General features: G+C 62.2%; 19 protein-coding genes. 14 read left to right on the top strand and 5 right to left on the bottom strand.

Going from position 1 to position 23,320, the window contains the following annotated elements; translation table 11 throughout:
* The first annotated feature begins 6 nt into the window (after positions 1-6).
* The 4 genes from EH165_RS03115 to EH165_RS03100 all read left to right on the top strand — a co-directional run bounded on the left by EH165_RS03115 (position 7) and on the right by EH165_RS03100 (position 3,346).
* On the top strand, positions 7-1,191 hold the full coding sequence (locus tag EH165_RS03115; protein ID WP_124797985.1) for a thiolase family protein: 1,185 nt from the start codon (positions 7-9) through the stop codon (positions 1,189-1,191).
* Complete coding sequence (locus EH165_RS03110; RefSeq protein WP_124797984.1) at positions 1,188-1,877, top strand: energy-coupling factor ABC transporter ATP-binding protein; 690 nt, start codon at positions 1,188-1,190, stop codon at positions 1,875-1,877. Before EH165_RS03115 ends, EH165_RS03110 begins: the two co-directional genes overlap by 4 nt.
* Complete coding sequence (locus EH165_RS03105; protein WP_124797983.1) at positions 1,874-2,479, top strand: energy-coupling factor transporter transmembrane component T family protein; 606 nt, start codon at positions 1,874-1,876, stop codon at positions 2,477-2,479. Before EH165_RS03110 ends, EH165_RS03105 begins: the two co-directional genes overlap by 4 nt.
* A gap of 99 nt (positions 2,480-2,578) precedes the next feature.
* Entirely contained in the window at positions 2,579-3,346 is a 768-nt protein-coding gene (locus tag EH165_RS03100) for a MerR family transcriptional regulator (protein WP_239020676.1), read from the top strand.
* On the opposite strand, the gene arfB is transcribed toward EH165_RS03100, so the two are convergent.
* Positions 3,343-3,810: an alternative ribosome rescue aminoacyl-tRNA hydrolase ArfB gene (gene arfB, locus EH165_RS03095; RefSeq protein WP_124797982.1), complete on the bottom strand. Its 468-nt coding sequence runs from the start codon at positions 3,808-3,810 to the stop codon at positions 3,343-3,345. The genes EH165_RS03100 and arfB overlap by 4 nt on opposite strands.
* A 42-nt stretch (positions 3,811-3,852) precedes the next feature.
* The gene (locus EH165_RS03090) at positions 3,853-5,133 is read right to left on the bottom strand and encodes a hypothetical protein (RefSeq protein WP_124797981.1); all 1,281 of its coding nucleotides are present in this window, start codon (positions 5,131-5,133) and stop codon (positions 3,853-3,855) included.
* 264 nt (positions 5,134-5,397) lie between these two features.
* On the opposite strand from EH165_RS03090, the gene EH165_RS03085 reads away from it, so the two are divergent.
* From EH165_RS03085 to EH165_RS03075, 3 genes are read left to right on the top strand one after another with little or no spacing between them, the layout of a single operon-like run.
* Positions 5,398-5,718 (top strand): bifunctional 3-phenylpropionate/cinnamic acid dioxygenase ferredoxin subunit, encoded by a 321-nt coding sequence (locus tag EH165_RS03085; RefSeq protein ID WP_124797980.1) that lies wholly within the window; start codon positions 5,398-5,400, stop codon positions 5,716-5,718.
* Complete coding sequence (locus tag EH165_RS03080) at positions 5,715-6,893, top strand: NAD(P)/FAD-dependent oxidoreductase (protein ID WP_124797979.1); 1,179 nt, start codon at positions 5,715-5,717, stop codon at positions 6,891-6,893. The genes EH165_RS03085 and EH165_RS03080 overlap by 4 nt, the downstream gene beginning before the upstream one ends.
* Before the next feature lie 27 nt (positions 6,894-6,920).
* The gene (locus EH165_RS03075; protein WP_124797978.1) at positions 6,921-8,039 is read left to right on the top strand and encodes an aromatic ring-hydroxylating oxygenase subunit alpha; all 1,119 of its coding nucleotides are present in this window, start codon (positions 6,921-6,923) and stop codon (positions 8,037-8,039) included.
* Positions 8,040-8,055: 16 nt separating this feature from the next.
* Here the strand turns inward: EH165_RS03075 and EH165_RS03070 are convergent, their stop codons facing one another.
* A complete protein-coding gene (locus EH165_RS03070; RefSeq protein ID WP_206426069.1) occupies positions 8,056-8,826 on the bottom strand; it encodes an IclR family transcriptional regulator in 771 nt (256 codons plus the stop codon).
* A gap of 107 nt (positions 8,827-8,933) precedes the next feature.
* On the opposite strand from EH165_RS03070, the gene betA reads away from it, so the two are divergent.
* Positions 8,934-10,601 (top strand): choline dehydrogenase, encoded by a 1,668-nt coding sequence (gene betA, locus EH165_RS03065; protein ID WP_124797977.1) that lies wholly within the window; start codon positions 8,934-8,936, stop codon positions 10,599-10,601.
* 87 nt (positions 10,602-10,688) lie between these two features.
* Here betA and purU read toward each other — a convergent pair whose 3' ends face one another.
* A complete protein-coding gene (gene purU / locus EH165_RS03060; RefSeq protein WP_422392124.1) occupies positions 10,689-11,576 on the bottom strand; it encodes a formyltetrahydrofolate deformylase in 888 nt (295 codons plus the stop codon).
* A 260-nt stretch (positions 11,577-11,836) separates the two neighbouring features.
* Between purU and EH165_RS03055 the strand changes: the two genes are divergently transcribed.
* From EH165_RS03055 to EH165_RS03030, 6 genes are all read left to right on the top strand, one after another.
* The gene (locus tag EH165_RS03055; RefSeq protein WP_124797976.1) at positions 11,837-12,646 is read left to right on the top strand and encodes an IclR family transcriptional regulator; all 810 of its coding nucleotides are present in this window, start codon (positions 11,837-11,839) and stop codon (positions 12,644-12,646) included.
* A gap of 183 nt (positions 12,647-12,829) precedes the next feature.
* A complete protein-coding gene (locus EH165_RS03050) occupies positions 12,830-14,362 on the top strand; it encodes an aldehyde dehydrogenase family protein (protein ID WP_206426068.1) in 1,533 nt (510 codons plus the stop codon).
* A 34-nt stretch (positions 14,363-14,396) separates the two neighbouring features.
* On the top strand, positions 14,397-16,883 hold the full coding sequence (locus tag EH165_RS03045) for a GcvT family protein (protein ID WP_124797974.1): 2,487 nt from the start codon (positions 14,397-14,399) through the stop codon (positions 16,881-16,883).
* Positions 16,884-16,945: 62 nt separating this feature from the next.
* Positions 16,946-18,178 (top strand): sarcosine oxidase subunit beta family protein, encoded by a 1,233-nt coding sequence (locus EH165_RS03040; RefSeq protein ID WP_124797973.1) that lies wholly within the window; start codon positions 16,946-16,948, stop codon positions 18,176-18,178.
* Positions 18,179-18,220: 42 nt separating this feature from the next.
* A complete protein-coding gene (locus tag EH165_RS03035; protein ID WP_124797972.1) occupies positions 18,221-18,502 on the top strand; it encodes a sarcosine oxidase subunit delta in 282 nt (93 codons plus the stop codon).
* Positions 18,499-21,969 (top strand): 2Fe-2S iron-sulfur cluster-binding protein, encoded by a 3,471-nt coding sequence (locus tag EH165_RS03030; protein WP_124797971.1) that lies wholly within the window; start codon positions 18,499-18,501, stop codon positions 21,967-21,969. Before EH165_RS03035 ends, EH165_RS03030 begins: the two co-directional genes overlap by 4 nt.
* Here the strand turns inward: EH165_RS03030 and EH165_RS03025 are convergent.
* A complete protein-coding gene (locus EH165_RS03025) occupies positions 21,896-23,278 on the bottom strand; it encodes a glycosyltransferase 87 family protein (RefSeq protein ID WP_164479099.1) in 1,383 nt (460 codons plus the stop codon). The two genes, EH165_RS03030 and EH165_RS03025, sit on opposite strands and share 74 nt — an antisense overlap.
* Positions 23,279-23,320: the final 42 nt, after the last annotated feature.

The raw sequence follows: 23,320 nt of genomic DNA, 5'->3' as shown, positions 1-23,320 counted from the left end.
GACAACGTGGCAACTTCCAACCGCGCGAGGCCCGTCATTGTTGCTGCACGCCGCTCCCCGATCGGAACCGCTGGACACAGCCTGGCGACCCTGCGTGTGGACCAGTTGGCCGCTCCGATACTGAGGGCTGTCGCTGCCGACGCCGCCTTCCTTGGTCTTGCCGTGGACGACGTGGTGCTGGGAAACTGCCTTGGCCCCGGCGGGAACCTCGGCCGAATCACCGCGCTTGCCGCAGATCTCGGCGACGCGGTGCCCGGCGTGACAGTGGACCGGCAGTGCGGTTCGGGTCTCGACGCCATCATGCAGGGGGCCTCCCGGATCGCTGGCGGTGACGCGGAGCTGATCGTGGCCGGCGGCGCCGAATCCGCCTCAACGGCCCCGCATCGCTACTGGCCAGCAGCTCCGGCGACAGCTGAACACCCCGCGACCCCCAAGACTCGCTATACCCGAGCACCTTTTGCTCCTGTTGGGTACCCGGACCCCGAAATGGGACCAGCTGCCGAGGCTCTTGCCGTCGCACTCGGCATCAGCCGGGAGCGGCAGGACGAGTGGGCGGTCCGCTCCCATGAGCGCGCTGTCCGGTCGCAACAACACGGAGTTTTCGACGCCGAAATGGTGACTGTTGGCCGGTTGTCGCGTGACGAACGCCCCCGCAGCGGGATGACGACGCAGCGACTGGCGAGGCTACCCGGCGCCTTTATGCCCGGCTTAAGCGCAACGGGCACGGTGACGGCAGGGAATTCGTGCGGGATCTCCGACGGGGCGGCCGCGGTTGCCCTGACCTCGTTCGATCACTGGGCCACGGGCGGTACGCCGGGTCTGCAGGTGGTGGGCTCCGCCGTTTCCGGCTGCGATCCGGCCCTTCCCGGCCTCGGACCCATCGGCGCCATTCGTAAACTTCTGCAGCGCCACCGGCTTCACACAAACGACATCGGCGCCATCGAAATCACCGAAGCCTTTGCCGCGCAGATCATTGCGGTGGTTGACGAGCTGGGCTTGGAGGAGAACCTCGTGTGCAGCGACGGCGGCGCCATCGCGATGGGCCACCCATGGGGCGCGTCGGGGGCGATCCTGATGGTGCGGTTGTTCAGCCGGATGGTGCGCGTCGATGGACCCGAGCTAGGCCTGGCCGCCTGCGCTATTGGCGGTGGCCAAGGCATCGCCGTCCTGGTCAAGAAGGTTCACCAATGAGCGAGATCTGCTTCACCGGAGTGCAACACGCCTACGGTGCCCGTGTGGTGCTCGATGGCATCGACTTGCGTCTGAGTGAACAGCGCATCGGGATCATAGGGGCAAACGGCTCTGGCAAATCCACTCTCGCTCGGATGATTAACGGCCTGGTAACCCCCACCGAGGGCAGTGTCACCTTCGACGGCATGGATGTTGCACACCACGGAAAAGACGTTCGCCGCAAGGTGGGTTTTATCTTCACCGACCCCGACAACCAGATCGTGATGCCGACGGTCGGCGAAGATATCGCGTTCACGCTACGGCGGACCAAGCTGTCCAAAGCCGAAGTTTCGGCGAAGGTTTCGGCGATTGCGCACCGCTTCGGGCTCACCGACCATCTGGAACATCCGGCGCACCTGTTGTCCGGGGGGCAAAAGCAACTGCTGGCGCTTGCGTCGGTGATGGTCGGTGAGCCGGCGGTGCTTGTCGCGGACGAGCCAACCACCCTGCTGGATGCCCGCAATGCCAGGATGATCGCGCAGGTGCTGACCGACCTGCCAGAGCAAGTTGTGGTGGTGACCCATCAATTGGAGTTGCTCACCGATTTCGACCGCGTCATCGTTATCGAAGAGGGCAAGGTCGCCGGCGATGACGCTCCAGCAAAAGCCATCTCGCGCTACCGGGCGCTTTTGGAGCTCCCGTCATGATCGGGCTCTACCAGCCGGGCACCTCCGTGATCCACCGGATGTCGGCCGGACTAAAACTGCTGCTGCTCGCTACCGGGATCTTTGCCGTCATCTGGTTGGATCGCCCGTGGCAGGTTGGCGCTGCCCTGCTCGTAGTGGGGGCGATGTACGGGGTGGCGGGAATTGGCTGGCGGACAGCGCTGGCCCAGCTCCGACCACTTCTCTGGGTTGTGCTGGCACTACTGGCCTTTCAGCTGATTCTGGCCACTTGGCACACCGCGGTAATGACTACGGGTTCGCTCGTAATCAACGTTGCGCTGGCCGCGCTGGTCACGGTAACGACCAAGGTGACGGCCATACTCGATGTGGTGCAACGGGTTCTTCGTCCGCTGCGCCGCTTCGGGCTGGACCCTGACCGCGTCGGCCTGATGTTGGCCCTGACAATTCGATGTATTCCATTGGTGGCCGGAATCGTGCACGACGTCTCGCAGGCGCGAAAGGCTCGCGGCATTACGGGGATCCGCGGGACGATGGTGGCGCTGGCCGCCCCAGCGGTGGTGCGTGCGCTGCGCACGGCCGACTCCCTGGGCGAAGCGTTGACGGCGCGCGGTGTTGACGACTGAAATTTCTTTTCTGCCCTTGTGCTTGACCCTGACCTAACGTCAGGCAGCACAGTAGGCAATTGCCCGGCCCTACCGAACGGTCCGGATTCGAGGAGAGAAATGGAACCCACACTGATGTCCGTCGGCGCGGTGGCGAAGCTTTCCGGTGTCACGGTGCGGACTTTGCATCACTACGGCGAGATCGGCCTTCTGCCTGCCGAGAATCGCAACTCCGCCGGCTACCGGCAGTACACCACTGCAGAGCTAGACCGGCTGAGTCAGATCCTGTACTACCGGGAACTCGGATTCCCCCTCGAAGAAATCGCGTCCCTACTCGATGACGCTTCCAGCAACCCCATCGAGCACCTGAACCGGCAACACGCACTGCTCTCCGAGCGACTGCGTCGCGTACAGGCCATGATCGCAGCCGTAGAACGAGAAAGGAACACACACATGAGCGGAATTGAACTCACCGCCGAGGAGAAGTTCGAAATTTTCGGCCAATCCTACGACCCCGCTTACGAGGTCGAAGCGAAACAGAGGTGGAGCGACACTCAGGCATGGGCGCAGTCGAGCGCTCGTACCGCGACGTTCAGCAAAGCCGACTGGCAAAAGGTCAAAGCTGACACAGACGCGGGCAATGCCCGGATGGTTGCTGTCTTCAATTCTGGTGCGCTACCCGGCAGCAACGAGGCCAACGAGATAGCCGAGGAGCATCGCGCCAGCATCAACGTCTTTTACGACTGTGGCTACGATATGCAAGTCAACTTGGCGCACATGTATCTCGCGGACGAGCGGTTTACAAAGACATATGAAGACCTGGCGCCCGGGCTCACCCAGTGGCTGCATGATGGCATCATCGCCAATGCGAAGACCCGAAACGTTTAGTCCTGCAACGGTTTTGTGCGCCCGGCTTTGGTCTGACCGCGTGCCCGCTTCCCCGCAAGCCGGCGTTCCACCGCGCCGCGTGACGGTCTCGTCGCGCGGCGCGGCGCCGACGGCGGAGCGAATGCGCGGGCGATGATTTGTGCGAGGCGTTTCCTGGCCGCCTCCCGGTTCCGAAGCTGCGCGCGAAACTCTGACGCCGCCACCGTTACCTCACCGTTGACGAGGGCGGGCCCAATCTGCATCCAGAACCGTGCCTGCAGCGCCGGCGAGAGGTGAGAAAACGCCGCTGACGAGGCGGGGTTCCAGCTGAGCTCAACCCGGGAATCCGCGGTGTTTACACCCTGCCCGCCAGGACCCGAAGAGCGAGAAAACCGCCACGACAGCTCTTGGACTCCAAGGGTCAAAAATGGGGCGACGCGCAGCGGATCACTTACGCGATCCCCGGAGTGCTCGGCTGTCGTCATACCGTTGACGCTAACGGAGCCACCTCCCTGTTCCGAATGAATTTAATTCCACCAAGTGAACGGGTTGAGGACCTGTTCGAAGAGGTAAGGCAACAAACGCCGCAGACGCCACGGATCTCGCACCACGCCTGCGGAAATGAACAGCGTGTCGCCATCCACCACAAGAATTGGGTAGCCATCGGTGAGGCGGCCGATCACCGTCACCAACTCGGGGTTTCCAAGAGGTGTGGACGTCACATCCTCCGATTCGGCGCTTCGGCGATCGCGCGGCCACCCTGACTCTGGTGCGGCACCCGGGTCGGACCGATCCACCTCCGGTGGCTGCCACTCTTGCCACTCTGCAGCGCCAATTCCGGCGCCCCGTGTCGCGATCGGCACCACCTCGCCACAGAGGAAACGGTGCTTTTTTGCCTCCGGAGAGTCGGCCAAGGAGAAGGTGAGTGTGGTGGCCGAGTCGGTGCGCCTATACAGCTGCACTGCCGTTCCGCCGTCCCGGAGAAGCGATGCACGGCGCCGTCTTCGAAGAGCCTCGTGGCCAGCGAGACAGGCGGCAGCCGCTAGTGCGACCAGGCCCAGCCCCATCAGGTAGCTGGGGTCGCTAGGCTCGGCCACCAACTCTGCGCGTCCGGTTGCCGGGTCGGCCCGGAAAAGTACTTTCGAACCGACTGGATAGCTCTCGTTCAAAGACTCGATGGTAAAGCTTTCCCCCGCACTTTCAACGATCAGGGTCCCATCCGCCCCCTGCTCTACAACGGTGCCGGAAACTTGCTGGAAAGAGGATTCAAACAGCCTCTGAGCATCGAGCTCTTCGCCGTGAACGGTCAGGAGCAAAGCGCAAGAGGCAATGAGGAAGCCGGTGATACCCCAGGGCCGCCGATGCCCGATGTTGCGTCGAACCACCTCAGCAGGAAGGCGCGGACTTTCGAGGGGCGCACCCCAACTGGCCACATGGAACCGCTGACGTCGCCGATCGTCGACACCGATGAGCCCCATGACGACGAGTCCCAGCGTCAAAAGAAGCCACCATTGTGAGTACACACTAAAGCCGGGCGTCACCGCGACGACCACACACAACACGGAGCTGGACCACACCGCCATCCAGGGTGCGAAGAAGCACAGCACCATCAGAACTGTCAACGCCATCACGGTCGGAGTTGCTACCCAGTAACCCACTGAATCCAGCCCGGGCCTGCATGGGTTAATCACCGAACAAATTTCGGCCAAAGTTTCCAGGATCACCAGAATCAAAATTGGAATCGCCGTCGACAACGATGCAAATACCCGCGGCAGCCGAAAAGACCACTTGCCAAGATCCGGAACCATGGCGCAAGTATGACGGCTCTGTGCCTGCGCACTATTCCGACCGACACCCTGATTTCAGGCCCGACCGGGGATTAGACCGTCAATGGCCTCCAAGAGGAGCGGTTCCCAGCAGGTCACAATCAGCGCAAACGTCTTGACAGACAAGGTGTCCTCAGTCGATGCTGTTGCGTACTACGAATCGAGTTGTGCTCTACGCAAAGTGCGCCGTACTCAAACCCTCATCACCACGCCGAAAACGTCTTCACCAGTAACGAGGTGTGCACCGTGCAACATATCTGTTCCCTCGCCGCCCTCCCCCGCGGCGAGGCGCTGCGCATTACCCAGGTCGATCCGCCAATCGCCATTTTCCATACCGAGAATGGCGAAGTGCTCGCCATCGACGACACCTGTACGCACCAAGATGCTTCCCTCGCCGATGGCTGGCTCGAGGGCTGCGAAGTTGAATGCCCCTTGCACGCCAGCAAATTCAACCTTCGGACCGGCGTCGTGGACGCACCTCCGGCCAAGCGCGGGGTTCGAACCCACCTCGTCACCGTGACCAACGACGAGATTTACGTGGAGCTATCCACCCTGCCGGCGCCATGACGGCCAAGGCCTCAGCCGTCATCGTCGGCGCCGCACTTGCCGGGCACGCAACCGCAAAGGCGCTGCGGCAGCAGGGTTTTGAGGGCGTCATTCGCATCATCGGGGCCGAAACCGAGCGACCGTACGACAGACCGCCGTTGTCGAAGGAATACCTCGCGGGCACCGCCACCGAGGCGGACCTGAGTTTAGAGACGGCAGGCGAAACGATTGACGCTGACTGGATTCTCGGCGCCGAGGCAATCGCTCTCGACCCCGCTACCACCACTGTTAGCCTTGCCAGCGGGGACAAGGTGAGCGGCGCTGCTGTCTTCATTGCCACCGGTTCGCGCGCGCGGCGGATGGCCACCGAACTGTCCGGAGTGCACTCGCTGCGCACGCTGTCCGATGCCCGCTCATTGAAGGCCGAATTGCAGTCGGGCGCCCGACTGGTCGTCATCGGTGCTGGATTTATTGGGGCCGAAGTTGCCTCCACCGCAAAGGGTCTCGGCCTCGATGTCACCGTACTCGAAGCTGCTCCCGCACCACTGCTTCGCCAGTTGGGGATCGAGGTCGGAGCGGCCGTAGCAGGGCTCCACTCGCGCAACGGCGTCAACCTACTCGTCGGCGACCCCGTCGTTGCTCTCAAGGGCACCGACCGCGTCCACGCAGTTGAACTGGCCAGCGGACGCGTGCTGCCAGCGGACGTCGTCGTCGCGGGCATTGGGGCGGACGCAGAGACGGGCTGGCTGGTCAGCTCTGGTCTGAGTGTAGGTAACGGCGTGCTGTGCGATGCCCAGGGCGCCACCTCGGCACCGGGGGTGTTCGCCGTCGGCGACTGCTCAGCGTGGTTCGATGCGACTCTTGGCCGGGCGCATCGCGTTGAACACTGGACCGACTCACAGCAGCGGCCAGCATTAGCGGTCAAGGGCTGGCTGAGCGGGGCCAATCCTGCAGAACCAGCCACCCTCAAGGCACCCTATTTCTGGTCCGATCAGTACGGCGTGACGATTCAGTTCGCTGGCCATCGACTCGACACAGACGAACTCGTCATCGAAGACGGGGAGCTCGGCTCGGACAATATGCTGGCGACATGGCGGCGCGAGGGCCGCATCGTCGCTGTTCTGGGACTCAACCAGCCCCGGGCATTCACTAAGCACCGCAAAGCTTTGCAAGCAGTTTTCAGCCAACCACGATAGGTTCTGCCAACACTTTCGGAGCGCGCAATGCCAAGCACCATTCTCCCTGAATCGTTGATCTCCACCCTGCCGGGCCACACCTATACCGACCCGGCGTACTTCGCCCGGGAGCAGGAACGGATCTTCGAAGCCATGTGGTTCTGTGCCGCCCGCGCCACCGACATGCCGAAAACCGGTTCTTTCAAAACCGTCCAGGTTGGTTCGGAATCAGTACTGCTCACGCGTAGCCGCCATGGAAATATCAATGCCTTCTTCAACATCTGCCGGCACCGCGGCGCCACCCTCTGCACCGAGCCGGAAGGCGAGGCCAAGCGCGCTTTCCAGTGCCCGTATCACGCGTGGACCTATGACTTTGAGGGCAAATTGATCGCTGCCCCCAATCTGACGAAGATGCCCGACGTCGACCGTGTCGAATATGGCCTGCGCAAGATCGCGGTGCGCGAATGGCTCGGATACGTATGGGTGTGCCTCGCTGATACCCCACCGACGTTCGAGGACACCGTCCTCAAAGAAGTGGTGGACCGACTCGGCGAAGTCGCTAACTTGGACCACTACGAAGTCGACACGCTCGCCGTCGGCCGCCGGATCGTCTACGACGTCAAGGCGAACTGGAAGCTCATCATCGAAAACTTTATGGAGTGCTATCACTGCGCAACCATCCACCCGGAACTCACAGAGGTGCTGCCCGAGTTCGCCGATGGCTACGCAGCCCAGTACTACGTCAACCACGGCGCCGACTTCGGCCCTGAAATCAAGGGTTTCACGATTGACGGCTCTGTTGGACTCGACGTACTTCCCGGCATCGACGAGGATCAAGACCGCAAGTACTACGCGATTACCGTCAAGCCGCAGGTGTTCATCAACATGGTCCCCGACCACATTATTTTCCACCGGATGTACCCGATTGCAGCAGACCGCACCATCGTCGAATGCGATTGGCTCTACCTTCCCAGCGTTGTCGCCTCGGGCAAAGACCTCACCAAGTCTGTCGAACTCTTCGACCGCGTCAACCGACAGGACTTCGACGCTTGCGAACGGTGCCAGCCAGCGATGTCGTCCCGGATGTACAAGGACGGCGGGGTATTGGTTCCGAACGAACACCACATCGGCGCGTTTCACGACTGGGTGACCGAAGCGCTGGCCTGAGGCGGTGGACCCCGTGTCAGCCCAGATACCCCATTCGCTCGCTGATCTTGGCGGCGGCCGCGACTACGGCGGGCGCTACCTGGGACAGCTCTTGCGGTCCGAGTCGATAGGCAGGGCCGGACACCGAAACCGCCCCTATGATCGCGCCGCCAAAGCTTCGGATTCCCGCGGCAATGGCGTTCAGGCCCGCTTCGTACTCGCCGATGGTCACTGCGTATCCGTTACTCAGCCCGACGTCTATTTCCTGTTGCAGGGCAACAAGATCAGTCAGGGTAGCTGGCGTATAGGCCTGAAGTTCGGGGCCCAGAAGTGCGGCCCGCGCGCGGTGGCTCAGTTCGGCGAGCAGCGCCTTACCCGACGAGGTTGCATGCAGGGGCGTAGGTCGGCCGACCCAATTGTTGACGGTAATGGTGGACTGCCCGTGCACCTGGTGCACGTTGACCACCTGGCTGCCCTGCAGCACAGCCAGATTGACCGTTTCGCCGGCCTGTTCGGCAAGTTCGGCACAAATAGCGGAGCCCTGCTTGGTCAGGTCGAGCTGCCCCGGAATGGCGCCAGCCAGGCGCAGCAGGCCAAATCCGAGCGTGTATCTGCCCCGGTCACCGGCTTGCTCGACCAAGCCACGAGCCTCGAGAGCGCCGAGAAGCCTGGAGGCTGTGGACTTATGCACACCCAGGATCGCAGCGACCTCGCCCACCCCGGCCTCGCCGTCACGCGCCAAAATCTCCAAAGTGGTGATCGCCCGGTCTACAGACTGCACACCACCCGCGCTGCTGTCGTTGCCCATAGCGCAACGATAGGCGATCACCTCTGTGCGCCGACCGGCAACACCAGGTTGCCCGGTGCAAAGTTAGCCAGAAGTTTTCCCGCTCGTTCACCCTGGGGAGTGCGTCGATGAAGAACAGCTACGACTACGTCATCGTGGGCGGAGGCAGCGCCGGAAGCGTGCTGGCCAATCGGCTTTCCGCCAACCCTGAAACCTCGGTGCTGGTGTTGGAGGCTGGCCGCAGCGACTATCCCTGGGACCTTTTCATCCAAATGCCGGCGGCGTTGACATTCCCCAGCGGCAACCCGCTGTACGACTGGCGTTATAAATCCGAACCAGAGGCGAACCTGAACAATAGGCGGATAGCGCACGCCCGCGGCAAGGTGCTCGGTGGTTCATCATCGATTAACGGCATGATCTTTCAACGTGGCAACCCGCTTGACTACGAGCGCTGGGGCGCTGAAAAGGGTATGGAGAACTGGGATTTCGCTCATTGTTTGCCGTATTTCCGTCGGATGGAGAACTGCTTGGCCGCCGCCCCGGACGATCAGTTCCGCGGCAAGTCCGGGCCACTCATCATGGAACGCGGTCCCGCCACCAACCCACTGTTCGGCGCCTTCTTTGCTGCCGCGCAGCAGGCCGGCTACCCCCTCACAGACGACGTCAACGGGTTTCGACAGGAGGGTTTCGCCGCTTTCGATCGCAATGTGTATCGAGGGCAACGACTTTCGGCCTCACGCGCCTATTTGCGCCCAGTGATGCGTCGCAAGAATCTGACCGTCCTCACGCGCGCGCGGGCCAACCGAGTGGTCTTCCAGGGCACCACAGCGACGGGAGTGGAGTACCACCGCAACGGTAAAAACCATGTCGTCAGGGCCGCCGAGGTAATTTTGTGCGGGGGTGCGATCAATTCCCCGCAGCTGCTGCAACTTTCGGGAATCGGTAATGCCGCTGAACTCTCGGCGCTGGGGATCACCTCGGTGGTCGACCTGCCCGGCGTCGGCGAGAACCTGCAGGACCACCTGGAGGTGTACATCCAGTACGCGTGCACCCAGCCCGTCACCATGCAGCCCTATCTGGCGAAGTGGCGGCAACCGTTCGTCGGTCTGAAATGGATCCTGCAGCGCAAGGGCCCCGCTTCCACCAACCATTTTGAGGGCGGTGGTTTCGTCCGCTCCAATGATGATGTCGCCTACCCCAACCTGATGTTCCACTTCCTACCTATCGCCGTCCGCTATGACGGCAGCGTCAGCCAGGAGGTGAAGCGGACCGGCCACGGCTATCAGGTCCACGTGGGGCCGATGTATTCCGATGCGCGTGGCAGCCTCAAGATCACGTCACAGGACCCGCGCGTGCACCCGGCGCTGCGCTTCAACTACTTGTCGACCGACCAAGACCGCCGCGAATGGATCGAGTCGATACGGGTTGCGCGCAACATCTTGAATCAGCCGGCGATGACGCCCTTCAACGGCGGCGAAACCTCCCCCGGACCGCGAGTGGAAACTGACGAAGAGATCCTCAGGTGGGTGGCTGAGGATGCAGAGACCGCACTGCACCCTTCGTGCACCGCGAAGATGGGACCGGAATCGGATCCGATGGCGGTCACGGACCCAGAGTCCCTACGCGTGCATGGGACGGCTGGCCTGCGGGTGATTGATGCTTCCGTGATGCCCTACGTCACCAACGGCAATATCTACGCTCCCGTGATGATGCTCGCGGAGAAGGCGGCCGATATAATCCTCGGCGCCGCACCGCTGGCCCCCTCCCACGAGCCGTTCTACCGTCACGGCGCCTGATGGCGGCCAAAAATTTCGCTCAGCGGTGGGACGTTGACCGAAAACGCGCGGCGTTTGCGCGATAGGGCACCGCTCGGCGGGATTGTTCTAGCGAAAGACCACAGTTCGGCCATCGTTGGGAAAGACCCTGCGCTCGCAATGCCATTTGACCGCGCGCGAGAGCACTTGGGTTTCCACATCCCGGCCCGCGGCAACCAACTCCTCGGGATCAAAATAGTGGTCCACGCGCACCACGTCCTGCTCAATGATGGGTCCTTCGTCCAAGTCGTCATTGATGTAATGCGCCGTGGCACCAATGAGTTTCACGCCGCGCTCGTGCGCTTGGTGATACGGCTTGGCGCCTTTGAAGGAAGGTAAGAACGAGTGATGAATGTTGATGGCGCGGCCGGAAAGTGCCCTACTGGCAGACCCTGACAGCACCTGCATGTACCGAGCGAGCACAATCAGATCGACGTTTTCCGTGTCGATGAGATCAAGCAGCGCAGCCTCCGCAGCTGGCTTGGTATCAGCGGTAACAGGGATGTGGTGATACGGGATTTCGTAGGATGCGGCAAGGGACTCGTAGTCCTGATGGTTGGAAACAATCCCCGCAATATCGATATTCAAGGTGCCAACGCGTGCCCGGAACAGCAGGTCGTTGAGGCAGTGACCGAACTTGGAAACCATAATCAACGTCCGAGTCGGAGTAGCGACGTCGACGAGCGCGAACTCCATGGCGTGAGCCTGCGATACTTCCTCGAAGCCGTGCCGCAATTCCTCCAATGTGACGGGTGCACCCATCGCGTCGAAATGCACCCGCATGAAGAACTTTCCTGTCAGCCTGTCGTCAAACTGCTGGCTGGCCATGATGTTTGCGCCGAACTTCATCAGATACCCGGTGACGGCGTGCACCAGCCCTGGGCCGTCCGTGCATGTCAGCGTCAGTATGTATTCACGCCCAGCGGCGGGACGGGGGACATGGGACCTCCAAAAGATTCGGACGGAGCAGTGACGAACTTTTCTACGCTGCGATCGTCCAAACAGCGTGACACCACAGTGCACACCGTGCAACGAACAGCACAATGCGCAACTTCCGTCTGATGATTCCGTCTCCTTCCGGATCGGTCAAGGGGCGATATGCTGCCCGAATGCCACCCGGGACCCACAGTCCGAACGCGACACCTGCGACCCCTCCACCGAACAGTGATTCACCCGCGCCAGCAGGGTTTGCCCTGGCCAAAACACCGATATTTTCCATGGCCTCCACCAACGACGGCGCTTCCGTACAGTCGGTGGACCGCGCGCTTACTATCCTGCAGCTGCTCGCTGCCGACGGGGAGTTGGGCGTCACGGAAATGGCCGGGATTCTCAAGGTGCACAAGTCAACCGCCTTCCGGCTGGTGGCCACGCTCGAAAATCATGGCCTGGTAGAACAGGTGTCCCACAACAGTCGGTACCGCCTCGGGGTGGGGGTCCTTCGACTGGCCGGAGCCACTCGCGGCCGCCTCGATGTTGTTCGGGAAAGTCGATATGTGACAGGTGATCTGGCCAACAGCATCGGCGAAACCGTGAATCTGGTGATTCTTGCAAATAGTGAAACTCTCTACCTTGACCAAGTGGCCGGGCCATCCGCACTTCAGATACACAACTGGGTGGGGCGCCGAAACCCGCTGCACGCCACGGCGAACGGCCAGGTGCTCTTGGCCCACCAATCCCTCCGGGCCCGGGACGAGCTGATCGACTCCATTCTCGACAACGCCGGACACTTCACAGCGTTGACCAGCCACACCGTTCTGGACCCCGAGACCCTTCGGTCCAAACTCGACACCGTCGCCAAGCGCGGGTACGCGGTCGCCATCGATGAGCTCGAGGAAGGGCTCACCGCGATTGCCGCGCCCATTCGCGGCGGCGACGGCGATGTAATCGCGTCGCTCTCAGTTTCTGGACCCAGTTTCCGGTTAACCGCCGACCGTATAGACGCAACCGCGGCCCTGGTAGTGGAAGCTGCAGGCCAGATTTCAGCCCGCATGGGTTTCGCTGTGCCCCGCTTGGGCCGCCGCACCTGACTTGCCAGAGGCTCGCGCATTTGGCTACAGCTTCGTCAAAAACCTGTCCTACCCCTTGACACTCCCTGATCTGGATTGGATGCTGTTGCTCTGGAGGCACATGCGTCGCGTAATACGCAACGTATGCTTCTCCTGGCTACGGCTTGCAGCCGCCCAAGTGCACCTGGAACAGGAGCAGATGACGTGTCGAAGGTCTACATCGGCGGATCCTGGGTGGAGGCCGTGGGCGCGATACCCCGCGAGATCCGTTGCCCCGCAGACGGAACCTTGGTAGGCGTCGTCGCAGACGCCACCGCGGAGCACGGGGTGGCTGCCATTGCAGCAGCGCGCAAAGCCTTCGACGACGGGCCGTGGCCACGTACCCCGGAACGCGAACGGGGAGCACTTCTTTCGCGCGTGGCCGACCTCCTCGTACGCGATAAGGCGATTTACGCGCGGGCCGAGGCCCTCGACACGGGCAAGCGTCTCGTCGAAGCCGAGTACGACATGGACGACATCGCGGCCTCTTTCCGGTATTACGCCGCCAGTGCAGGCGTCGATGTGGGCCGAGTGGTCGACACCGGCAGGCCGGACGCGATCAGCCGCATTACGGTCGCACCCGTCGGCGTGTGCTCGCTCATCACCCCGTGGAACTATCCGCTCCTCCAGGTCAGTTGGAAAGTTGCACCAGCATTGTTGGCAGGCAACACTTTTGTCCTGAAACCGAGCGAACTCACCCCGTCAACGGCCATGCTGCTGATGGATACCCTCGCAGAGGCGGGCCTGCCCGCCGGGGTTGCGAACCTAGTGACCGGAACCGGTCGCGGCGTAGGTGCAACTCTGACAGAACACCCAGGCGTCGACCTGATCTCATTCACGGGCGGCCTCGAAACCGGCAAAGCCATCATGGCTGCCGCAGCAACCACCGTGAAGAAGGTCGCGCTGGAACTCGGTGGCAAAAACCCGAACATTGTTTTTCCGGATGCGGATTTTAATACCGCGGTGGACTTCGCGATTACCGCGATATTCCTGCACTCCGGCCAAGTGTGCTCCGCTGGCGCACGGCTTATTGTGCACGAATCAATCCATGACGCATTCGTTGACGCGGTCGTCGCCCGCGCCGAGCACATCAGGCTTGGCGGCCCCTTCGATAACGACGCCGAAACCGGCACCCTCATCTCGGCTGCACACCGGGCCAAGGTCGACGCCTACGTGCAGGCTGGTGTTGCCGAAGGCGCGATCCTGCGTTGCGGCGGCAAGGCGCCCGAAGGAGCGGAGTTCGAGAGCGGGTTCTTCTACTTGCCAACAGTGCTCGACGGCTGCACCACTGCAATGGACGTGGTTCAGACCGAATCCTTCGGACCAGTGCTGACAGTGGAGACTTTCACCACCGAGGCTGAGGCCATCCACATCGCGAACGACACCGTCTACGGGCTTGCCGGCGCGGTCTGGACGAATGACGCCGGGCGCGGCCAACGCGTCGCCGAAGCCCTGCGGCATGGCACCGTCTGGATCAACGACTACCACCCCTACTTGCCGCAGGCAGAGTGGGGTGGCTTCGGCCAGTCGGGAAACGGGCGTGAACTCGGCCCCACCGGCTTGGCCGAGTACCGCGAAATCAAGCACATCTGGCACAACATCGCCCCTTCCGTACAGAACTGGTTCGCCCCGCTGAACCCGCCCTCCCCGACATCAATGACGAACGTAGTTAAAGCAGACTCGCACCACGCCATCTAGTTGTCTCGTAGACGCGTTGTAACCCGGAGGAATCATGGCTGGACCGCAGGTGGTCATCATTGGTGGCGGGATCGTTGGCGCCTCTACGGCCGACGAACTTTCTGAACGTGGCTGGACGAACGTGACGCTTGTCGACGCAGGCACTTTGCCAGCCGCGGGGGGCTCGACATCACATGCCCCCGGAGTCGTGTTCCAGACGAATGGAACGAAGGTGATGAGCGACCTCGCCATGTATACGGTCGAGAAGTTCACCGCACTTCAGTGGGAAGACGAGCCCTGTTACCTCGCCGTCGGCGGGCTTGAGATCGCCACCACACCAGAACGTCTCGCTGAATTGAACCGCAGATTTGGCTACGCCCAGTCGTGGGGTATCCCCGATGCGCGCCTGCTATCCGCCGAAGAGGCTGTGCACATGTGGGATCTGCTGAACCCGGAGATGGTGCTCGGCGGCCTCTTCGTCCCCACCGATGGGATCGCAAAAGCCGTCAATGCTGTTGCAGCGCAGGTAGAACGGGCCCGCAGTCGCGGCGTGACCATCAAGGACAACTGCGAAGTACTCGACATTCTCGTCGAAGCTGGCAAGGTGACGGGAGTAAAAACCAGCACCGGATTCCTACCTGCCGATATCGTGCTGTGCTGCGCTGGTATCTGGGGTCCAAAGATCGCCAAGATGGTCGGGATGGCGCTGCCTCTTACTCCCTTGGCGCACCAATTGGCGTGGACGAAGCCGCTGCCCAGTCTCACCGGCCACACGCGAGAAGCCACCCGGCCGGTGCTGCGGCATCAAGACGCGGATCTGTACTACCGCGAGAACTTCGAGGGCATCGCAATTGGCTCCTACCGGCACCGTCCGATGCCGCTCACCGCTGAGGAACTCCTGCCCTGGGGCGGCGAAGTGATGCCCAGTGTCCTGCCGTTCACGCAGGAAGATTTCGAGTTCCCGCTCGCCGAGACCGCCGCGCTCATCCCGTCCGCCGTCCGCATAGAAGCTCAAGGTATCGAGATCGCCGAAGCAATTAACGGCGTCTTCTCCTTCACGACGGACAACCTGCCGCTCCTCGGGCCGTCGCCTGATGTGGAAGGGTTTTGGGTCGCCGAAGCAGTATGGGTCACGCACTCGGCGGGAGTGGGTAAAGCGATGGCCGAATGGATCATCGACGGCCACTGCAGCAGCTTCGACCTGCACGCCTTGGACGTCAACCGGTTTGAGCGCCACCAACTCGCCCCCGCCTACGTACTGGCAAAGGACTGCCAGAACTTTGTCGAGGTGTACGACATTTTGCACCCGTTGCAACCCATGGAACATTCGCGGCCGCTGCGTACCTCGCCGTTCTACATGCGCGAGATTGAATTGGGTGGGCAGTTTCTCGAGGCCAGCGGCTGGGAGCGCCCGCAGTGGTATACCGCCAATGACGATCTCGTTAGGTCCGATCGCAACACCGGTTGGCATGTCCCGAATCCCGACCCGTGGTCTGCCATGTTCTCATCACCCACCGTCGCCGCCGAGGCCGCAATTACTCGCAACGATGTCGCCATCTACGACATGACAGCCCTCAAGCGCCTCGAGGTCAGCGGGCCGGGTGCTACCGATTTCCTGCAAGGTCTCGTCACCGCGAATATTGCCAAAACCGTTGGCGGCGTGACTTATTGCCTCATGCTAGACACCGACGGCGGGATCCGGTCTGATATTACTGTCGCCCGGCTGGAAACCGAGCTCTACCAAATCGGCGCGAACGGCGCGATGGATATTGATTGGCTCCGGCGCCACCTGCCCGCGAACTCTCCCATCCAGATACGCGATATCACCGCTGGCACGTGCTGTATCGGAATCTGGGGACCGAAGGCCCGCGATGTGGTGCAATCCCTCACGAGCACCGACTTCTCGAATGACGGTTTCACATACTTCCGCTCCAAGCAGGCCTACCTCGGCGCCGTTGAGGTGACGGCGATGCGCCTGAGCTACGTCGGCGAGCTGGGCTGGGAGCTTTACACCACCGCCGACCAAGGTCTCGCGCTCTGGGACTTATTGATGAAAACCGGTGCACCCCATGGAATTATTGCCGCGGGCCGCGGTGCGTTCAACTCGCTGCGGATCGAAAAGGGATACCGGTCCTTCGGCACCGACATGACGTTCGAACACGATCCGTACGAGGCCGGGTTGGCGTTCGCGGTCAAACTCGACAAAGGCGACTTCATTGGCCGCGAGGCGCTGATCGAGCGCGCAAAACACGTCACCCGCAGGTTGGTGCTCCTCGCACTCGAAAACGCGTCGAACACAGCGGCCACCGACGCGTTGGTCCTGGGTAACGAACCCGTCTACTGCTCCGGCGAACCAGTCGGGTACGTCACGAGCGCCGCGTACAGCTACACCCTCGGCGTTTCGCTGGCCCTTGCCTGGCTACCAGTAGCGCTCACGGAACCCGGAACCGCTGTAGAAGTAGGCTATTTCGAACACCGCTATTCGGCCGTGGTCACCGCCGAACCCGGCTTCGACCCGGAGATGAAGAAGATTCGCTGCTAGCTCGCCAGTTCCCCGCTGTGAAAATTCCTGCACTAAAGATTACTGCTGTGAAGGAGTACGTGATGTCGACACCACCCCCCGGGGCAGATCTACCGGGTCATCCCGACTTTCTCTGGCGCAACCCCGCGCCCAAAAAGCACTACCGGGTAGTGATAGTCGGCGGCGGCGGTCATGGTCTCGCAACCGCGCACTACCTCGCGACGCGCTATGGCATTCATGATGTTGCGGTGCTGGAGAAGGGCTGGCTAGCCGGCGGGAACATGGCGCGGAACACCACCATTATTCGGTCCAACTATCTCTGGGACGCCTCCGCCGGCATCTACGAGCACTCGCTGAAACTGTGGGAGACCCTCGAAGAAGAGCTCGACTACCCGGTCCTGTTCTCCCAGCGCGGGGTGTTGAACCTGGACCACTCGTTGCAAGACATCCGCGACTCCAAGCGACGCGTCGAGGCCAACAAGCTGAACGGGGTCGATGCCGAATGGGTAGACCTCGACGGTGTTCGCGAGCTATGCCCCATCGTTAATACGTCGGATAACATCCGCTACCCCGTGATGGGTGGCTCGTATCAGCCGCGCGCCGGCATCGCCAAACATGATTACGTGGCTTGGGGTTTCGCCAGATCCGCCGACGCAGCCGGTGTCGATTTGATTCAAGGGTGCCAGGTGCAAGGCATCGACCAGTCGGGCGGCAAAGTGACCGGGGTGCAGACCAACCTCGGTCCTATTACTGCCGACGTGGTGGCGCTGTGCGGTGCGGGCAATTCCTCGGTGCTGGCGGAAATGGCTGGCTTCCGGCTGCCTATCCAGTCGCATCCGTTGCAGGCTTTGGTTTCTGAACTTGTCGAGCAGGTTCATCCCACCGTCGTCATGTCCAACGCGGTGCATGTTTACGTCTCGCAGGCCCATAAGGGCGAACTCGTGATGGGCGCCGGGGTCGACTCCTACAACGGCTACGGCCAGCGCGGCGCCTTCCACGTTATCGAGCGTCAAATGTCGGCCGCCGTCGAACTTTTCCCCATCTTTGCGCGCGCCCACGTGCTCCGCACCTGGGGCGGCATCGTCGACACCACCCCCGACGCCTCCCCCATCGTCGGCGAAACGCCCGTCGAAAACCTCTACGTCAATTGCGGTTGGGGCACCGGCGGTTTCAAGGCAACCCCCGGAATAGGCGACGTTCTGGCTGCGACCATTGCTGCTGGGTCTGTGCACCCCCTCGCCCAGCCGTTCAGCCTGGACAGGTTCACCACCGGGCTCCTCGTTGACGAGCACGGCGCCGCTGCCGTCGCTCATTAGTTTCTTCACTTCACTGCTCTTGCAAAAGGGGAATCCCACATCATGATGCTCATCGACTGCCCCGAATGCGGGCCGCGGGACGAGACAGAGTTCCACTACGGCGGCGCCGCGCATGTGGCTTACCCGGAAAACTCGGCGGAACTTACGGATGAGGAGTGGGCGCAGTTTCTGTTCTACCGCGACAACACGCGGGGGCCCTTCGCCGAACGGTGGGTCCATTCCGCCGGCTGCCGCCGCTGGTTCAACGCTGTTCGCGACACCGTGACCTACGAGTTCTCCGCCATCTACCCCGCGGGCACGCCGCAACCTGGAGCACGAGCATGAGCGCCTCCCGCCTTCCCGCCTTCGGTAGCCGCATCGACCGAAACCAGCCGCTGGCCTTCATGTTTGACGGCGCCCCATTGAAGGGTTTCGCTGGCGACACTGTAGCTTCCGCCTTGCTCGGCAACGGCGTGAGCATCGTTGGAAGTTCCATCATGAAAGGCCGTCCGCGCGGCATCACCAGCGCGGGCCCCGAGGAAAGTACGGCCATCATTCAGATCGAAGAGCCGTTTCCCGAGCCGATGCTGACTGCCACCACCGTGGAGCTGAGAGAGGGTCTTGTCGCGCGGTCCCTCCGCGGACAGGGCCGACTGGCCACGGTCGCAGACCCCGCCAGCTACGACGCGTTTCACTTCCACTGCGAGCTGCTGGTCGTCGGAGCTGGCCCCGCCGGTCTCGCCGCCGCTCTGCAGGCAGGCAGCCAAGGCGTGCGAGTTTTGCTGATCGACGACCGACCAGAAGCAGGTGGCGCCCTGCTCACGCCTGCCGAGCTCGCCTGGGTTGCAGACATGACGTCGGCGCTAGTCTCTCTGCCCTCCGTGACGCACCTGCAGCGCAGCACCGTTACCGGGTACTACGACAAGAACTACCTGATCGCCGTTGAACACCGCACCGATCATCCCGGTCATGGACTTGGCGAAGACGCTGTCCGCGAACGCATCTGGCGCATTCGCGCCGGCCACGTGATCCTGGCTACCGGCGCCCACGAACGCAGCATCGCCTTCGCCGGCAACGACGTGCCCGGGGTCATGCTCGCCGAATCTGTTCGGGTTTACCTGCACCGGTACGGCGTTCTCGCTGGCGACAATATCGTTGTATTCACCGAAAATGACGACGCTTATTGGGTTGCTGCAGATCTGCAAGCCGCTGGCGCCAACGTGAGTGTGGTGGACCCGCGCGCTTCCGGGGCAACCGTGCCCGCGGGTTTCACGGGCACGGTCCTGGCGCATTCGGTGGTGACCGGCACCGAGGTCGACAGCTCGGGGACTTTGTCCGCGGTGCTCGTCGGTGCGAATGGCGCAGCTTCCGGATCGGATAACGCCTCCTACCAACGCATTACGGCTGAGGTTTTGGCTATCAGCGGCGGCTGGAACCCAGCAGTCCAGCTGTTCTCCCAATCGGGTGGAAACACGGTCTTCGATCCCGGAACCGGAGCCTTTGTGCCCGGCGAGGCCACCCAGGCCATCTCGGTGGCGGGCTCCGTCGCCGGCACTCGGACCAACGCTCAAGCCGTCCGAGCGGGAATAGCTGCGGCACAAGCACTTTTCGCCGGTGATGCTGTTGATGTGGGCATCCTCGCAGACACCCTGCCAGAAGCTTCCGCCCCGTCCGCCGCCCTCTACGCGGTGCTCCCGGCGGGTGTCGACCCGCGCACCCTTGACGGCCACTACGTCGACATCCAGCGCGATGTCACCGTGGCCGAGATTGCCGTCGCTAGCGGCGCCGGGTTGCTCTCGGTAGAACACGTCAAGCGGTACACCACCGCCGGCACCGCACATGATCAAGGCAAGACTTCCGGAGTGGTCACCAGCGCGGTATTGGCGGCGCTGCAAGGCGTTGACATCAGCGAGCTGGGTGTGACCAAGTTTCGGGCCCCGTACACCTCCATTTCGTTTGCCGCCCTTGCCGGGCGTGAGCGCGGCGACCTGTACGACCCCGTGCGGACCACGGGCGCCCACGGCTGGCACGTGGAACACGGTGCGGAGTTCGAGAACGTCGGGCAGTGGAAGCGGCCATGGTTCTACCCGAAGGACGGCGAACACATGGACGCGGCCGTTCGCCGCGAAACCATCGCCGCACGCACCACCGTCGCGTTCATGGACGGTTCCACTCTCGGCAAGATCGACGTCTCGGGACCGGATGCCGGGTTCTTCCTGGACATGCTGTACACCAACATGATGTCGACCCTGAAGGTCGGCTCCATCCGATACGGGGTGATGTGCAACGTCGACGGGATGACCCTCGACGATGGCACCGTGTTCCGGCTCGCCACCGAACGCTTCCTCGTCACCACGACCACTGGCAACGCCGCGAAAATCCTGGACTGGATGGAGGAGTGGCTGCAGACCGAGTGGCCGCACCTTCGGGTTGCGTGCACCTCAGTGACCGAGCAGTGGGCCACCATGGCGTTGGTCGGACCACGATCGCGCTCACTTCTCGCCGCACTTGCCCCCGATCTGACCGTCGACAACGTCGACTTTCCGTTTATGGCATGGCGGGACGCGGTGGTTGCGGGTCTTACCGCCCGAGTGGCGCGAATTTCCTTCTCCGGCGAGCTTGCCTACGAGATCAACGTGCCGTGGTTCGACGCCGCGGCGCTCTGGGGAAGTGTCTGGGCGGCTGGCGAACCGATTGGCCTCACCCCCTATGGCACTGAGACCATGCACGTGCTGCGCGCTGAGAAGGGTTACCCCATCATCGGTCAGGACACCGATGGCACCATCACACCGCAGGATTTGGGGATGGGCTGGGCTGTTTCTAAGAAAAAGGTCGACTATCTCGGCAAGCGTTCACACTCGCGGCCGGAGAACCAGCGGACCGACCGGAAACAACTGGTGGGGCTCCTTCCCCACGACCGGGCTCGGATCCTCCCCGAAGGCTCCCAGCTGGTCGATGACCGGGGCCCACTGACGCCGCCAGTGGCAATGCTCGGCCACATCACGTCCTCCTACCCCTCCGCGGCCTTGGCATCCAGTTTTGCTCTCGCTCTGTTAATCAACGGGCACCACCGGATGGGCAGCACCGTGTACGCGGTGGTCGATGGAGTCCCCGTGCCAGCGACCGTCACAGCGTCAGTACTCTTCGACCCGGAGGGTCTACGTCGAGATGGAGACCCGGCTGGCGAACCCGAGCCGCTCGCGCCGTTCCACGGCCCCGCTAGCTTGCCGAAGTCACCCCTGATGGAGTGGAATCGCAGCCTCACAGCGCTTTCTCGACGTCCCGCCACGGGTGTCCGGGTAGCAGAGCAGCCTCTCACGACGATGCTGAACCTGCGTCTTTATCGGGGCGGTAGTGCCGCAGCCGCACTGGAAGCGGAGTTCGGTGCTGCTCTACCGACGAGCACCGGGAAAATCTCCGAGGGCGCCGACGTCGAGTTTCTCGCTCTGGGTCCCAATGAGTTCTTGATGTTGGCCGGCCCTGGTCGGACCGCGGAGCTGACGTCGCGATTGGGCATGTTGGCCCGCGACGAAGCAGAACTGTTTGCCGTCACTGACGTTTCGGCTTCCCGCACCACACTCCGGATTTCCGGTCGCAACGCACGGCGGGTGTTGGCCCACGGTTGCGCACTCGACCTGGCGATGATGACGGGCACCGGTTGCGCTCAGACCATGCTGGCCCAGTGCGCGGTCATCCTGATTACCGATGGGTTCGCACCGGGCGAAGATGCCGACCAGGTCAGGGTTTTGGTGCGGGCATCGTTCGCGGCGCACTTGGCGCAGTGGCTGCTGCTGACCGCCGAGGAGTACTAGGACCCTCCCCATAGCGATCGAATGAGCGCGCGGGAAGAAACACGACAACGAGAACCATCCACAGCGTCGGAAGGCACGCCAACAGCTGCGATGTCCAGCCTGCGCTGGACCAGTCTGGTATCAAGTCGTCAACGTAGCGACTTGGCTCAACGATCCATCCGAATGCTGCGATGGCCAATGAGGCCAAGCCAATCGAACCGAGCCACCCGCCCCTACTAGGATGGGAGCCCTTCGTCCTTTGACTGATCACGATGACTAGCACTATGACGGTTGGCAGCGCCCACACCGCATGGTGGGTCCAGCTAACGGGGCTAATCAACAACCCCGTTGTGCCCACTATGACACCCCCGGCAAGGTCATCCCCCAGACGGAAAAGATGCCTAGCTCTCCACAATCCGAATGCCAAAATGAATGCAGCGCAAACGATCCACAGAATTTTGTTTGGCACCTCGGGAGAAACTAGGCGCGCGAGTAAGCCGTTGATCGACTGATTGAACAAGCTATCTGGGAAGCCCACTCTGGAGGTGTCCCACAATGTGCGCAGGAAGTATTCCCACGTTTCCGCAGGCGCGATGATGGCACTGAGAAGTGTTGCCGCTGCGGCAGCCCCAACTGCCACCCCCGCTGCACGCCACCTACCTGTGGCAATCAAGTACAAGACGAAGATGCCTGGTGTAATCTTGATGGCCGCCGCAAGCCCTATACCTACCCCCCCCCATCGTGGGGCGTATCGGGAGACCACCGCAAGATCGACTACAACAAGCAGCACCAAATAGGTGTTTACCTGCCCGTAGGTGACGTTTTCCCGAAGAGGCTCCAACGTTAGACCGAAGGCGGCTACCGTACCGACAATGAGAATGCCCCTCGGGCCCCGAAGGTCTGCGCTTTGGGCAAGAATGGCCCAAGTCAACAGCACTACGGCCAAAACTATTGTGCACACTGCAAACAGCCGCGCCCCGCCCAAACTGAGAAGAGTCATAGGCGTCATCAGCGTCGCAGCGAACGGGGGGTAGGTAAACCCCAAAGTGCCCATCACTGCGTCAGGCTGCGCATAGGAATACAAGTTTCCGCCACCGACCCAATATTTCACCGCACTGTAGTAAATCTTCAGATCGAACTGATTTCGCGGTGATCCCCACAGCGAGGCGACAAAGTAACTAGCGAAGCCGGCAGCCGCGACTCCAGCGGCCGCCAGAACATAGCCGGCCACGCTGCGGCATTTGAACCAAGAATTGAAGTCCATCGCGGATGCGCGCGGTCCAAACCCGCCCGAATCACCAGCACCAGCCGTAGCAGGTTTGCTTTCCATACAAGAAGCAGTGCTGGCGGGCACTTTCGGCAACCAAGATTT

The organism is Nakamurella antarctica, assembly GCF_003860405.1.
GTDB lineage: Bacteria > Actinomycetota > Actinomycetes > Mycobacteriales > Nakamurellaceae > Nakamurella > Nakamurella antarctica.
This window is presented reverse-complemented; position numbering and strand designations above follow the sequence as displayed.